General features: G+C 35.8%; 13 protein-coding genes and 1 pseudogene. 4 read left to right on the top strand and 10 right to left on the bottom strand.

The genetic code is table 11. The annotated features are described in order from the left end of the window. The first annotated feature begins 194 nt into the window (after positions 1–194). Entirely contained in the window at positions 195–2,120 is a 1,926-nt protein-coding gene (locus BAU23_RS24095) for a heavy metal translocating P-type ATPase (RefSeq protein ID WP_000990897.1), read from the top strand. A gap of 184 nt (positions 2,121–2,304) precedes the next feature. On the opposite strand, the gene BAU23_RS24090 is transcribed toward BAU23_RS24095, so the two are convergent. The 3 genes from BAU23_RS24090 to BAU23_RS24080 are packed head-to-tail and all read right to left on the bottom strand — an operon-like array spanning position 2,305 to position 4,214. Further along, positions 2,305–3,174, bottom strand: a complete 870-nt coding sequence (locus BAU23_RS24090; protein WP_001224543.1) for a YihY/virulence factor BrkB family protein — start codon at positions 3,172–3,174, stop codon at positions 2,305–2,307. A 6-nt stretch (positions 3,175–3,180) separates the two neighbouring features. Beyond that, positions 3,181–3,696: a DUF4075 domain-containing protein gene (locus BAU23_RS24085; RefSeq protein ID WP_001085400.1), complete on the bottom strand. Its 516-nt coding sequence runs from the start codon at positions 3,694–3,696 to the stop codon at positions 3,181–3,183. Positions 3,697–3,749: 53 nt separating this feature from the next. Then, positions 3,750–4,214 carry a low molecular weight protein-tyrosine-phosphatase gene (locus tag BAU23_RS24080; protein ID WP_071735282.1) on the bottom strand — a complete coding sequence of 155 codons (465 nt, stop codon included), beginning with the start codon at positions 4,212–4,214 and terminating at the stop codon, positions 3,750–3,752. A gap of 174 nt (positions 4,215–4,388) precedes the next feature. On the opposite strand from BAU23_RS24080, the gene BAU23_RS24075 reads away from it, so the two are divergent. Together BAU23_RS24075 and BAU23_RS24070 are read left to right on the top strand one after the other, a co-directional pair. Next, a complete protein-coding gene (locus BAU23_RS24075) occupies positions 4,389–4,613 on the top strand; it encodes a DUF1128 domain-containing protein (RefSeq protein WP_000366197.1) in 225 nt (74 codons plus the stop codon). 192 nt (positions 4,614–4,805) lie between these two features. After that, on the top strand, positions 4,806–7,472 hold the full coding sequence (locus BAU23_RS24070) for a cation-translocating P-type ATPase (protein ID WP_071735280.1): 2,667 nt from the start codon (positions 4,806–4,808) through the stop codon (positions 7,470–7,472). Positions 7,473–7,507: 35 nt separating this feature from the next. Here the strand turns inward: BAU23_RS24070 and BAU23_RS24065 are convergent, their stop codons facing one another. From BAU23_RS24065 to BAU23_RS24035, 7 genes are all read right to left on the bottom strand, one after another. Further along, positions 7,508–8,590, bottom strand: a complete 1,083-nt coding sequence (locus tag BAU23_RS24065) for a toxic anion resistance protein (protein WP_001064419.1) — start codon at positions 8,588–8,590, stop codon at positions 7,508–7,510. An 18-nt stretch (positions 8,591–8,608) separates the two neighbouring features. Then, entirely contained in the window at positions 8,609–10,240 is a 1,632-nt protein-coding gene (locus tag BAU23_RS24060; protein WP_000492837.1) for a YceG family protein, read from the bottom strand. A 110-nt stretch (positions 10,241–10,350) separates the two neighbouring features. Then, positions 10,351–11,142 carry a TerC family protein gene (locus tag BAU23_RS24055; protein WP_000025693.1) on the bottom strand — a complete coding sequence of 264 codons (792 nt, stop codon included), beginning with the start codon at positions 11,140–11,142 and terminating at the stop codon, positions 10,351–10,353. A 73-nt stretch (positions 11,143–11,215) separates the two neighbouring features. Further along, positions 11,216–11,794 carry a TerD family protein gene (locus BAU23_RS24050; RefSeq protein WP_000236636.1) on the bottom strand — a complete coding sequence of 193 codons (579 nt, stop codon included), beginning with the start codon at positions 11,792–11,794 and terminating at the stop codon, positions 11,216–11,218. Positions 11,795–11,874: 80 nt separating this feature from the next. Continuing rightward, the gene (locus tag BAU23_RS24045) at positions 11,875–12,459 is read right to left on the bottom strand and encodes a TerD family protein (RefSeq protein WP_000146733.1); all 585 of its coding nucleotides are present in this window, start codon (positions 12,457–12,459) and stop codon (positions 11,875–11,877) included. 23 nt (positions 12,460–12,482) lie between these two features. After that, the gene (locus tag BAU23_RS24040) at positions 12,483–13,079 is read right to left on the bottom strand and encodes a TerD family protein (RefSeq protein WP_001121596.1); all 597 of its coding nucleotides are present in this window, start codon (positions 13,077–13,079) and stop codon (positions 12,483–12,485) included. A gap of 128 nt (positions 13,080–13,207) precedes the next feature. Further along, positions 13,208–14,086 (bottom strand): ROK family protein, encoded by an 879-nt coding sequence (locus tag BAU23_RS24035; RefSeq protein ID WP_000666122.1) that lies wholly within the window; start codon positions 14,084–14,086, stop codon positions 13,208–13,210. A gap of 207 nt (positions 14,087–14,293) precedes the next feature. Between BAU23_RS24035 and BAU23_RS24030 the strand changes: the two are divergent. Further along, positions 14,294–14,568, top strand: a pseudogene (locus tag BAU23_RS24030) (cell wall anchor protein); the annotation flags it as partial.

The raw sequence follows: 14,568 nt of genomic DNA, 5'->3' as shown, positions 1-14,568 counted from the left end.
CTTTATACTAAAACAAAAACATATCATCTAAGAAAAACATATGCTATACTATAGAATAATTACAACATAATAACTATTAAAATCAGATTCAACAGAAATGCTGCTATCCATTATGGATGGCAGCTTTCGTCGTTTTATAGGGGTTTCGATTTTGATTCTTTTTCTCAATAAGAATTCGAAAGGAGCGAGTAGTAATGAACGCAGAAGTAAAAACATTACAAGCACAAAAAGATATTTCTCATCCCTCTTTATGGGATACATTAAAGAAACATTATGAACTTATATTTGCAATCGCATCTGGTATTTTCATTTTAGCTGGCTGGTTATTCACAAAAAACGAGGCAATAAGCGCAGGTATTACTTTCTATATCCTTGCCTATGTAATTGGAGGATTTGCAAAAGCAAAAGAAGGTATTGAAGACACAATTGAAGAGAAAGAGCTAAATGTTGAAATGCTCATGATTTTTGCAGCTATCGGTGCCGCAGTTATCGGTTACTGGGCAGAAGGTGCTATTTTAATCTTCATCTTTGCATTAAGCGGAGCAATGGAATCTTATACATTAAGTAAAAGCCAAAAAGAAATTTCAGCGCTTCTTGATCTACAACCGGAAGAAGCATTACGTATTTCAAACGGAACTGAGGAACGTATTCCTGTTGGACAATTACAAATTAACGATATTATTTTAATTAAGCCAGGTGAGCGTGTTCCTGCTGATGGCACAATTCATAATGGTGAAACAAATATTGATGAAGCAGCTATTACAGGAGAACCTATTCCGAATGAGAAAAAATTCGGTGATGAAGTATTTGCCGGCACTGTAAATTTACGTGGTGCTATCGAAGTTAAAATTACGAAGCCAAGCGATCAAACATTATTCCAAAAGATTATTCGCCTCGTTCAAAGTGCACAAAGCGAAAAATCACCATCACAACTATTCATCGAAAGGTTTGAAGGAACATACGTAAAAGGTGTACTACTCGTTGTTACGCTTATGATGTTCGTTCCTCATTTCTTACTTGATTGGAGTTGGAATGAAACGTTTTATCGCGCTATGATCTTACTTGTAGTCGCTTCTCCTTGTGCGCTAGTTGCAGCCATTACACCAGCAACTTTATCAGCAATTTCAAACGGAGCGAGAAATGGTATTCTCTTTAAAGGTGGTATTCATTTAGAACGTCTAGCTTCAGTAAAGGCGATTGCCTTTGATAAAACAGGAACATTAACACAAGGAAAACCTACTGTAACAGATGTATATGTTCGAGAAGGCATAGCAGAAAGTGAAGTACTTTCTATTACAGCAGCGATTGAAAGTCACTCTACACATCCTTTAGCAGAAGCGATTGTTAAATATGCAAAACATGCTTACGACATTACGATAAAAAAACCAGAAAACGTTGAAGATGTAACTGGTTTTGGATTAAAAGGAATATTAGAAAACAACGCTTATAAAATTGGTAAAGCTGATTTTATCGGAGAAGAAACAAAAACATTTCATAATGGCATTTCTGCCTCACTTGAAAAAGAGGGAAAAACTGTCGTTTATATAAGTGATGAGGATGGTATTCTTGGACTAATCGCTTTAAAAGATACCCTTCGTCAAGAAACAATAGCTGCTATTCATGATTTACAAAGCATTGGTGTAGAAGCAATCATGATTACTGGTGATAATGAAGAAACAGCAAAAGCAATTGCCCATGAAAGTAATATAAAAGAATATTACGCATCATGTTTACCAGAAACGAAAGTTGAAACGATAAAGCAGTTAAAAGAAAAGTACGGCATAGTCGCCATGGTTGGAGATGGTATAAACGATGCACCTGCACTCGCTACTGCTAGTATTGGTGTTGCAATGGGTGAAGGAACAGACGTGGCATTAGAGACTGCAGACGTTGTTCTCATGAAGAACGAATTATCTCGTCTCTCTCAAGCCATCCGTTTATCAAAACGAATGAACCGTATTGTGAAGCAAAATGTAATCTTTTCGCTAGCTGTAATTGCAATGCTGATTTGTTCTAACTTCTTGCAATTTTTGGCTCTTCCATTCGGTGTTATTGGACATGAAGGAAGTACGATTCTTGTCATTTTAAATGGTTTGCGATTATTAAAAGGAAACAAATAAAACGGGTCCCTCATAAAGGACCCGCTTTTTTTAATGGTAGCTATTGTGACCGTTCGCACTGCTGCTCGTTTTATGCTTTGGATGCGAACTGCTCTTTTGTTTATTGTTACTTTTATTATTGTGGTTCTTTTTATTGTTACTCATGAAATATCCCCCCTGTTCCCTTTTATTATGGAACAAGAGCTCATTTTTCATTACGGGAATTATTGTCACCCGTTCTATAATGATGGAGTAAACCATTAATTTCACCGCCAAGTAAAATTACCCACCCAGTTAAGTAAAACCATAACATTAAAATAATGATACCACCGAGACCACCATATGTATTAGCGTAATTTGCAAATTTATCTACATAATAGGCAAATGAGTACGATACCACAATCCATCCTACAGTAGCAAATAAAGCCCCCGATATGACTTCTCTTCGCTTTAATTTCCGATCAGGAGCAAACGTATATAAAAAGCTAAATAAAGCGAACAAAACGAAGAAACTCGCTACTAAACGCGTAATACTCCAAACGTAAGAAAAACTATCCGATAAACCAATTGCTTTAAACACAGCTGCCCCAATCACTTGTCCAAATACCGGAACGATTAGTGCAAACACAATCATAAAAATTATTGCTAACGTAAACACGATAGATAAAGCTCTTGTTTTAATAAAGGAACGGGTTTCTGTTACATCATAAGCACGGTTAAAAGCATTCATAACCGCATTCACCCCGTTTGAAGCAAACCATAGCATCGATAGTAAACCAAATGATAATAAACCACCATTTTGCTCGTTTACAACTTTATCTACGTTTACTTCAATTAAATTCATCGCATCTTCTGGTACGTACGGTTCTAATAAATTGAGCACACTTTCTGTTTGAAGGTCAATAAAGCCAAGAAGCGTAATTAAGAAAACAAGCCCAGGGAAAATCGCAAGCAAGAAGAAATAAGCGAGCTGTGCTGCCAAGCCCGCTACATCATCGCGCATCGTCCGGTCATATAAATCTTTTCCGAACGAAAAAGTACGATGTCTTCTTACTTTTTCTATAAATTTTCTCATATATTTTTAAACGCTTTTCTTCTCTTCTTTATTTTGCTTTAGCTCAATGTATGCTTCAGTTTTTTTTTCCTCTGCATTTGAGTCTTTCATAAATAATTCACGCGCTTCTTTCATACCACCATCTTCAGCTACCACTGGCTCTTCTTCCGCTTTAAGCTCATCTACTTTCGGAGATACAGCTTGAATTTCGATCGTTTCTGGTTTTTCTACTGGCTCAACTTTTTTCTTACTAAAAATTTCTTTCGTTTCTTTTAACGTCTCTACAACAGACGGCGTTAATTTTTTAATTTCTGCTACTTTCGCTTTCACTACATTAAAATCAGCAAGTTCGCGTCCTTTATCTGTAACAGTTTGCACTTTTTCTTTTATCTTCGCATTTTCACCGATTTCAATCATCTTTGTTTTTGCTTTTCCCGCTGTATTTTTTACTTTTTCACGGTTTTCTTTCTTTAACATAGATACAGCTACACCTGCAGCTACACCAATCGCAATGTTTCGAGCAATATTATTTTTCTTTGCCATATTCCTTCACCCTTTCATTTCTTATGTTAGAAAGTATTACTTTCTAAGCTTCCTCATATTCCTTGTTCATTTCGAATGAAAGCTAATAGCTTTGCACACCCTTCTGTTACAAGGTCATACACTTCTTGGAAGTTCCCTGTAAAGTAAGGGTCAGGAACGTCTGTCCAGCCACCGTCTGGAACAAAATCGGACAGCATACCAATATAGCCTCCAGTTTTACCTAAACTTTTTAAATCTGCTATATTCTTGTTGTCCATGGCAATAATATAATCAAACTTTGTTAAGTCTTCTTTTTCTACTTTCCTTGCTTTAATTCCTTCAAAAGCGACTTCATTTTCTTTTAAATTTTTTTGTGTTCCCTTATGTGGTGGATGACCAATATGCCAATCTCCAGTTCCTGCAGAATCAATGACAATTTTCTCTTCGAGTCCCTCTTTTACGACAAGATCTCGAAAAATCGCTTCTGCCATTGGAGAACGGCAAATGTTCCCAAGACAAACAAACAATACTTGGACCATATTTTTGTTTCTTCCCTTCTTGGTGCATTTCTTAATATATACTTATAGTATAAACAACCAATTATTAATTATAAAGGAAATCCCTACTAATTTAATAGGATTGAAAAGTTTCATTAACGAAAATGATAAAAAATGTTAAGATAGCCTTATGTTATTTTAAAGGGGGACACTTCGGTGGATTTATCCGTAAAATCAGAAGAAAACGTTGAATATATGGTAGAAGCTATTAAAGAAAAACTACGCATGGTTAATGCTGGAGCAATGAGAGCAGCTAGCTTTAACGAAGAAATGTACGAAGACTTACGTGATATTTATGAGCATGTTATGAAACGTGAAACATTTAGCATTAGTGAAATGCAAGCTATTACAGAAGAGTTAGGTACATTAATTAAAAAATAACAAAGAGCCTCCTAAATAGAGGCTCTTTTTAATTTCAACAAATTCATGACAACTCTACGCTTTTCCTCATCACATTTTAAAATACTGTACAATGAAAGTAGAACCTCACCTTAGATTTTTTCTCCATACATACTACTCACAAATAATAGCAACACTACCATTGCTAACTGTTTTTACTGGAGGTGCTTACTTATGAGCAATTGGTACAGTAAGACGAAAAATCAAACATTAATCGACCTAGAAACAAATGAACAACACGGTTTAACAGATGAAATCGTAAATGAACGTTTAAAGCAATATGGTTCTAATGAATTAGCTACAAAACAAAAACGTACTTTATGGCAACGCATTTTCACCCAAATTAACGACGTCCTCGTATATGTCCTTATTATTGCTGCCCTTATTTCCGCCTTTGTAGGTGAATGGGCCGATGCAAGTATTATCGCGCTCGTTGTGATTTTAAATGCAGTTATCGGTGTCATTCAAGAATCAAAGGCCGAGCAAGCTTTAGAAGCACTAAAGAAAATGGCGACACCTAAAGCTATCGTAAAACGAGACGGCGAACTTAAAGAAATCCCATCTGAACACGTCGTTCCAGGTGATATCGTTATGCTTGATGCCGGACGATATATCCCATGTGATTTACGGCTTATCGAGACTGCTAATTTAAAGGTTGAAGAATCTGCTCTAACTGGTGAATCTGTCCCTGTTGATAAAGATGCAATCTACCACCCTTCTATGCAAAGTGATGAACAAGTGCCATTAGGCGATCAAAAAAACATGGCCTTTATGTCGACGCTAGTAACATACGGACGCGGAGTTGGTGTCGCTGTTGAAACTGGAATGAACTCACAGATTGGTAAAATCGCTACCCTTTTACATGAAGCAGACGATGATATGACACCACTTCAAAAAAGCTTAGCACAAGTAGGAAAATATTTAGGTTTTGTCGCTGTAGCTATTTGTGCTACTATGTTTCTCATCGGTTTTTTACAAGGACGAGATACATTAGAAATGTTCATGACTGCGATTAGTTTAGCTGTTGCAGCCATTCCAGAAGGTTTGCCAGCTATCGTTTCCATCGTTCTTGCAATTGGTGTTCAGCGTATGATTAAACAAAATGTTATCATTCGTAAACTACCAGCTGTTGAAGCCCTCGGTTCTGTCACAATTATTTGTTCAGATAAAACGGGTACATTAACTCAAAATAAAATGACTGTTACTCACTTTTATAGTGATAACACATACGATCACTTAGAAAATTTAAATGTAAATAATGATGCGCAACGTCTATTGTTAGAAAATATGGTGCTATGTAATGATGCGTCTTACAATAATGACTCACAAACCGGAGACCCTACTGAAATTGCGCTTCTCGTTGCTGGAAACACTTTTAACATGCAAAAGGATCATTTAGAAAAGATACATGAACGCGTTAACGAACTACCTTTCGATTCTGATCGTAAAATGATGTCAACTGTACACACGTACGATGAAAAATACTATAGTATGACGAAAGGTGCTATCGATAAACTTTTACCTCACTGCACCCATATCTTTATAAATAACAAAATCGAGGTCCTAACAGATTCTGATAAAAATCAAATATTAGATGCTGCCCAGTCAATGTCTCAAGAAGCTTTAAGAGTACTTTCATTCGCATTTAAACAATACAATTCAAGCTATGTGGATATAAATCATCTCGAAGAAAATCTCATCTTTATAGGTCTTGTCGGTATGATTGATCCACCACGTACAGAAGTAAAAGATTCCATTACAGAATGTAAAAAAGCCGGTATTCGCACAGTTATGATTACTGGTGACCATAAAGATACCGCCTTTGCAATTGCCAAAGAACTTGGTATTGCCAAAGAAATATCTGAAATTATGATTGGAACTGAATTAGATAACATCCCAGATACAGAACTAGCAAATAAAATTAATCACTTAAATGTATTCGCCAGAGTCTCTCCAGAGCATAAAGTAAAGATCGTAAAAGCATTACGCGCTAAAGGAAATATTGTTTCCATGACTGGAGACGGTGTAAATGATGCTCCATCTTTAAAACAAGCAGATGTTGGAGTAGCAATGGGCATTACCGGAACAGATGTCGCAAAAGGCGCAGCAGATGTCGTTTTAACAGACGATAACTTCTCATCTATCGTTAAAGCCGTTGAAGAAGGTAGAAATATTTATCGTAATATAAAAAAATCGATTCTCTTCCTACTCTCTTGTAACTTCGGAGAAATTATCGCTTTATTTTTAGCTATTTTACTTGGCTGGGCAACACCACTACGACCTATTCACATTTTGTGGGTAAATTTAATTACAGATACACTGCCTGCACTGTCACTCGGTGTTGATCCTGAAGATCCAGATGTGATGAAGGAAAAACCACGACATGCGAAAGAAAGCTTATTTAGCGGTAGCGTTCCTTTTCTTATTTTCAATGGGGTTGTAATTGGACTTCTCACTTTAACAGCCTTTATCGTTGGGGCAAAGCTCTATACAGGAGATACAAATTTATTTCCTCTCTTCCCAGAGCAAATTGATGAAGACGCTCTATTACATGCTCAAACGATGGCATTTGTCGTTCTTAGTTTTTCTCAACTCGTTCATTCATTTAACTTACGTTCAAGAACGAAATCGATTTTTTCAATTGGGATATTTACAAATAAATATTTAGTCTTCTCACTTCTTATCGGTGTTCTTATGCAAGTTTGTATTATCTCCATCCCTCCTCTTGCCAATATATTTGGTGTGCATGCATTAACATTACGCGATTGGGGATTTGTTCTCTTATTAAGTATCATTCCGCTTGTTGTGAATGAAATCATTAAATTAGTTAAGAGAAACTAAAAGGCAATGAGGAATATTCCTCATTGCCTTTTCATTTAGCCTTGTAATTCTTTTTTGATGTTCTCTGTTAATGTAGCCATACGCTTACGGCTTTCTTCACGCTCACGTTTATTTTGTTCTTCAATTTGTTGTGTTTCTTGCATACCTCTTGAAATAATGTTCCAAGTCTCCTCAAGTGTTTCCATCTTAATACTAGAAGAACCTGATAACCTCGCTACTTCCACACTTTGAGTCGCGATATTTTGTGCATTTTTCTTAAGCAATTCATTCGTACGACGATCAAGTTCAGCCATAGAATCTGCAACCAGCTTTTGACGTTTTGCATTTACCGCTTGAATAATACCATTTTTAAAGATAGGAATCGTTGTAATAAATGCTGTATTGATTTTACCGATTAATTTGTTGTTACCACGTTGAACCATACGAATTTGTGGCGCTGTTAATAGAGCAACCATACGTGCTTTTTCTAAGTCATCAATACGTTGTTCTAAAATTTCAACAGAGTTTTTAAGCGATTCTAATTCAATACCTGCTAACTGATCATTATTACGTACGCGCTCTTCGTACATCGGAACTAACTCTGTATTTAAACGCTCTAATAACATTTCCCCTGCTACTACGTATTTTTCTAAATCTAAATAATACTTTAAGTTTTGCTCATACAGGCCATCTAATGTACCAATTGATTTTTTCATTTCATCTTGATACTTCGTAATTTCTACGTATACTTTATCCATTTCGCGACCCATTGTCTGATACTTACTAAAGATTTGTTCAATCATTTTATCTGCTTTTTTGAACATGCGTGAGAAGAAGCCACTTTTCTCTTCCGCAAAGTCTTTGCTATCAAATCTGTCCATAATTTTACCAAGCTGTTTTAATAATTCACCAGAGTCTTCTATTTTTGATAAAGACATTGTATGTAAAATTTGATCAGCGAAACGTGAAATTTCCATAGATGGTTCTTTTCCAAGCTCGATTAATTCTAATTGATCTTTAATATCTACCGCATTATAAATACGTTGCACTTCCGCATCTTGTCTAAGTTGTAAACGAACATCTTGTGCCGTTTGCTCATTCAATTCTGTTTTCGAATCTAGTACGACTGGGTTATTCATATGGTATTCTCCCTTTCCTTATAAAAATGGACGAAATAGTCCTTTTATTGTTTGTGATAAATTTTTATAGGCTGATGAACCATGAAACTCAAGATCGAAATTAACTTCTTCAAGCCAATGTGAATCAAATGCTCCTACTTCAATATACGGTTCAATATCGTTTCTCCCCGTTGGATTGAAGTGGAATACATCTACTCCAATTTGATTTAAAAACAATAATAAAACAGCATCAGAACGGCTTAATTCTCCGCTCTTCTCATTATTAAATATAACAATTTTCGGTACTTCTTGCGAATAATCAAATTTCTCAAGTTGCTCTAAAATATTCGGTGGGATTTGAGAAAGCTGTGCGAAAACATACAGTGCTACATCTTGTTTCGTCTCTTTCGCAATTGGTTTACACATTTCACTTTCGCACGTATGAATGATTGCCTCTGCAATACCATGTTGTAAACCTTCTGGTAAACGTTTATGCGGCCACCAATGACTATTCATAATTAAATCCGGATGTAACTTCCCTCCGCGGTCCAATGCATCTCGATAATGATATTGGAAATTCGCTTTTTGTTCTTTCGTAAACGGAAATGTATTAATTAATAAACTGTTATCAAATGATGTAACAGCCTTTAATCGTTGAAAATATTCTTTATCATTCTTTGACACACCTGATATTTTTGCAAATAAAGAAGGGATATAAATATGCTTATTTTCAACAAAGAAGGTTGGGCGTACAAATGCCTTTTCTTTCGTAATTAAAAAGAGTTCATCGTATGTTGTTTTTAATGTACGTGCTACAGGTGTATATGAACGGAATTGCCATGGCTTGTACAGCAGTGAATTATCGTGGTGAAGTACTTGCTCGATTTCTTTTGAAGCTTGATAAGCTACGGTTGCGACGCGTTCACGACGCCGATCAGGAAATGGTTCCAATGAAATACGGCCTGAATGAGATACGACAAAGGTCTTTCCTTCCTCATCTATACTCTCAAATCCATCTTTTCCTTCTGGGTGATAATAAAGCACATCGCAGCCGAGCATAATAAGAAAGTATAAGAAATATATACGACTCTCTGTCGCATCACCGTACCAAACGATACGCGGCATTTGTTTCTTATAATTAATCGTAGAGAACCACTTCGCTACGTAATTTTCACTTAATTTAATCATGTCAATTAAGAAACGACGGAACCCTTCTGTTTTTAAAGATTGATTATGTTGTTTTTCATACAATTTTAATACCGAAATAAACGTCGTATGTATATAATGCTGTAAATCAGGATTGTCTACTTGCGGTAATAGTTGTTTTCCAGACAAATGGGCTACAAGTCTATTTACTGTAAGTCCATTCGGTGCTTCTTGATGTAATGCAAAAACTTCTTGAATATGGCGCAGTTTTTCGGGATCAATCACCTTATTTAAATTTTGTTCATGCAAAACCTCGATCCCTTTTGCTTCACTATAATCAAATAACTCATTAAAATATTCATCTACATCATTGGGAACACCAAGAATACGAGTTGCTATATAACTAAATTTCATCTCATTCTCTGTCAGTTCATATTGTGGGCGTTTTTCTAAAAGCGCTTCAAATTGCTTTAAATCTGATTCTTCTTTTAATGCACATGGTTGAAGTGTAAAACGTGAGAACACAACAGTTCACCTCCAAAAACATTTACGTTTTTTATAAAGTCTCTCTTCTATTATAAACTATTTTTAATTATAAAAAATGGGCGCTCGTATAACGAGCAAACCCATTTCAATTATTTATGTTCATTTTTAGTAGCTGCAACTTCTTCTTTAGCTTGTCCAGAATTCTTCATGTAGTGAAGTATAAATGTTGCTCCAAACGCTACAACTAAAATAATAAAGAACAGCGTATGGCTTACTTCAATATGAATGACAGACAGTAGCATTTTTGCTGCAATAATTAAGATTAAAATATATGCTGTCGTTTCCAGTTCTGGAATACGTTCTAACAATTTTAAGAATACGCCAGCGATACCACGCATCATTAAAATACCGAGCATTCCGCCTAATAGTAAAATCCAAACTTCATTCGATACACCAAATGCAGCAAGTACGCTATCTACAGAGAATGCGATATCCATTAATTCAACCATCGCAACGGTCCCCCAGAAGACACCAAACATTCTGAAGAGAATACTATTTTGGTTCATACCATGAGCTTCCTCTTCTTCTGCATTACCTTTTCGCTTATCAATGAAGTATTTAATTGAAAGCCAAGCTAAGTAAAGTGCACCTAACACTTTTACCCATGCTAATTTAATTAAGAACATTCCGATTCCAATTGCAATAAAACGGAATACATAAGCTCCAATAAGGCCATAGAATAATGCTTTTTTACGCTTTTCTTCTGGAAGGTGTTTTACCATTACCGCTAATACAAGTGCGTTATCAGCAGATAATAACCCTTCAAGTACAACAAGTGTACCGATTAATCCCCAAGATACTGGATCCTGCAACACTTTAATCCACATGTCCAAGTCAAAAAACTGAGCATACGTATCAAGGATTCCTTGCAAAATACTCATCTTACCTTTATCCCCTATTCTTTGCTAGATTTATAGAAAGGTCAAAAAAAGGAAACGAATGTCGTTTCCCTTCTTATGCATCCAAGCCATACGCTCTTACAAGCGCACCTAAGCCACCTTGGAAACCGCTTCCTACTGCATTAAACTTCCACTGTCCATTATGACGGTATAATTCACAAAAGACAACTGCTGTTTCAATGGAGAAATCTTCCCCTAAATCAAAACGAAGAACTTCTTCGTTTGTTTCTTCATTTGCTAAACGAACGAATGCATTTGCAACCTGTCCAAAGTTTTGATTACGGCCTTCACCATCATAAATTGTAACTGTAATAGCAATTTTATGAACATCTGCTGGAACCTTTTTCAAATCTACAACAAGTTGCTCATCATCACCGTCACCTGCACCTGTACGGTTATCTCCTGTATGTAAAACTGACTCACAAGGAGACTGTAAATTATTATAGAAAATAAAATCAGTTTCCTTCGTACATTTCCCGTTCGCATCTAATAAAAAGGCAGATGCATCTAAATCGAAATCAGATCCACCATCATAAGATTTAATATCCCATCCAAGACCAATTACTGCTCTTGATAAACCTGGGCTTGTTTTAGCTAAATCAATTTTCTGTCCTTTTTGTAATTGAATAACCATGCATATTCACCTCTATATTTTAATATCAAGAAATATATCCATCAGTAAATATACATTTCACTGATGGATATATAAATCTATTACTCTACATCTAAACCAAAGTTATTACATAGAGAACCTAATCCACCTTGGAATCCACTTCCGATTGCATTGAATTTCCACTCACCTGCGTGACGGTATAATTCACTTACTACTACTGCAGTTTCAATAGAGAAATCTTCTCCTAAATCGTAACGAATTAATTCTGCATTCTTTTCTTCATCCATAATGCGTACGAAAGAGTTAGAAACTTGTCCGAAGTTTTGGCTACGGCCTTCTCCATCATAAATTGTGATTGTGAAGCAAATACGTTCGATATGTGCAGGAACATTTTTTAAGTCTATTTTAATTGTTTCATCGTCGCCTTCACCTTCACCTGTACGGTTATCTCCTAAATGCTCTACAGCACCATTCGCACCTTTGGGATTATTATAGAAAACGAAATCCTCTGCTCCTGAAACTTTACCGTTAGCACCTACTAAGAAAATACTAACATCTAAATCGAAATCGCTTTGTCCGTCATAACGATTCGTGTCCCAACCAAGTCCTACAAGAACTTTCGAAAGACCTGGATTTGTTTTTGTTAAGTCTACCTTTTGTCCTTTTTTCAATGAAATTGATGCCATATACAATTCCTCCTTGGTTTATTTTATTGGTAACGTGATACAATCTCACTTAAGTTTTTATCTTGTGTTCCTTCTCCAACTGCTGAAAACTTCCATTCGTTTCCGTCTCGATACATTTCCCCTGCAATTAAAGTCATTTTGCCAGCGTAATTATCTGACAAGTTATAACGCGCTAATTCTTCACCTGTTTGTGGGTTTTGAATACGAATATATGCATTGCGAATCATCCCAAAATCTTGACGACGATTTACACAGTCATAGATATTTACAACGAATACTAAACGATTAATACGGCTCGGAACTTTATGTAATTCTACGAAAATTGTTTCGTCATCACCAGCACCTTCACCTGTTAAATTATCTCCTGAATGAATGATACTACCACAAGTAGAAAGTTTGTTGCCAAAATAAACTAGATCATTTTTGTTTAAAAAGCGATCTCCTTCTAACATAACAACAGATGCATCACAATCTACATTCGGTTTACTTCCAAATAAAGAAGACAGAAAACCACCTGATTGCCCAATTGGATCCCAGCCCAAGCCAACCTGCAGTTTTGCTACTCTCGGTTGTCCTTTCGTTAAATCGATCTTTTGTCCTTTTTCTAAAATAATAGGCATGAAGTTTCTTCCTTTCTACAAAGCATTTTCCGAATCGGAAAATATTGTATTCTTCTCTTATATTGTAGCATTATTTATCTAGTGAGAAAAAGGATAAATTCTTAATTATATGAAAACATCCATATAATTTACTTATGATGATGTAAGAAGTGGTAAATAGAACCAATCATTCCTGCACAATTGCCGCTTTGCGCAAGTTTAATCTCACAATTACTATAAATCTCTTGATTTAAGTATGTTCCTATCTCTTCCTTCACTTCATCTAAGAAATCATCTCCTCTTTCAGTAATTCCCCCACCAATTATAATCATTTTCGGATTAAAAATATAAGCAAGGTTACTAATTCCAATCGCCAAATGTTTAAAGAAAATCTTCACGGCTTGAGTAACACCACTATCACCCTTATCATATAATTCAAAAATTGTTTTACCATCCCACTCTTCTTCACCTTTATATCTTCGTACAAGATGAATTAATCCCGAAATTGAGGCAACCTCCTCAAAAGTTTTCCCTTCTATTAACATATTTCCCCATTCTCCAGCACCAAACGAATGTCCACGGTATAACTCCCCATTTATAACAATTGCTCCACCAATCCCCGTTCCAAGTGTGAGCATAATAAAATCACTTTCTCCCCTCCCAATCCCCTTCCATTTCTCGCCAAAGGCTGCACAATTAACATCATTTTCAATAGATACAGGAACTTTTAATATTTCTTGTAATCTCTCAACAATAGGAATATCAGCATAATGCGGAATATGCTCCACACCTCCCGTTATAACTCCTTTATTAATATCAACAATTCCCGCTGTACTAATACCAATTCCGGAAATAGTATGTTCAGTCATTATTTTTTTTGATACATATATAAGCTTTTGAACAATTTGTTCCCCGCCCAAGTGAATTTCTGTTGGGACCTTTTTATGCATTAGTACTACCCCTATTTCTGAAACAATTCCATATTTAATTTGCGTACCACCAATATCAAATGCAATATATTCTTTCATCCGTTGCCACTTCCTCTACTGTTATGAGTGTAAATTCTCCATCAATCTACTATTTGTAGGGAATTTACATTAACTCTTTTCTCCCTTTAGAAATACACCACCTTTTTCTATATATAGTTTTTTTTGCATAAAACTCTTTTTCCTATGAAATATTACAAAGGGATGTGTTTTAGATGGAATAATAATTTTTTCTTCAGGAGGAAAACAATGACAAAAATATTCATTTTAGCATCTACACTTTCTTTATCCTTTTTTAGCGGCTTAAATATTGGTAATGCTGCAACGGAAAACTTCCACCCAATAACAAACGCTATTGTACAAAATAACGATAATTTAGCAGAAGGTAATTCAAAAGATAATAATAAACCTCCAGGAAACAATGGTTCTCAGGACGATAGTGGTTCTGACGGCAACGGTTCTGGCGGCAGTGGTTCTGGTGGCAACGGTTCTGGTGGCAACGGTTCTGGCGGCAGTGGTTCTGG

Source organism: Bacillus nitratireducens (assembly GCF_001884135.1).
GTDB classification, from domain to species: Bacteria; Bacillota; Bacilli; order Bacillales; family Bacillaceae_G; genus Bacillus_A; species Bacillus_A nitratireducens.
This window is presented reverse-complemented; position numbering and strand designations above follow the sequence as displayed.

Excerpts from the sequence above, each read along its gene's own strand:
- BAU23_RS24070 (WP_071735280.1), top strand. The coding sequence starts at position 4,806 with ATGAGCAATTGGTACAGTAAGACGAAAAATCAAACATTAATCGACCTA.
- BAU23_RS24040 (WP_001121596.1), bottom strand. The coding sequence starts at position 13,079 with ATGCCTATTATTTTAGAAAAAGGACAAAAGATCGATTTAACGAAAGGA.
- BAU23_RS24085 (WP_001085400.1), bottom strand. The coding sequence starts at position 3,696 with ATGGCAAAGAAAAATAATATTGCTCGAAACATTGCGATTGGTGTAGCT.
- BAU23_RS24090 (WP_001224543.1), bottom strand. The coding sequence starts at position 3,174 with ATGAGAAAATTTATAGAAAAAGTAAGAAGACATCGTACTTTTTCGTTC.
- BAU23_RS24055 (WP_000025693.1), bottom strand. The coding sequence starts at position 11,142 with ATGAGTATTTTGCAAGGAATCCTTGATACGTATGCTCAGTTTTTTGAC.
- BAU23_RS24050 (WP_000236636.1), bottom strand. The coding sequence starts at position 11,794 with ATGGTTATTCAATTACAAAAAGGACAGAAAATTGATTTAGCTAAAACA.
- BAU23_RS24065 (WP_001064419.1), bottom strand. The coding sequence starts at position 8,590 with ATGAATAACCCAGTCGTACTAGATTCGAAAACAGAATTGAATGAGCAA.
- BAU23_RS24080 (WP_071735282.1), bottom strand. The coding sequence starts at position 4,214 with ATGGTCCAAGTATTGTTTGTTTGTCTTGGGAACATTTGCCGTTCTCCA.
- BAU23_RS24035 (WP_000666122.1), bottom strand. The coding sequence starts at position 14,086 with ATGAAAGAATATATTGCATTTGATATTGGTGGTACGCAAATTAAATAT.
- BAU23_RS24095 (WP_000990897.1), top strand. The coding sequence starts at position 195 with ATGAACGCAGAAGTAAAAACATTACAAGCACAAAAAGATATTTCTCAT.
- BAU23_RS24045 (WP_000146733.1), bottom strand. The coding sequence starts at position 12,459 with ATGGCATCAATTTCATTGAAAAAAGGACAAAAGGTAGACTTAACAAAA.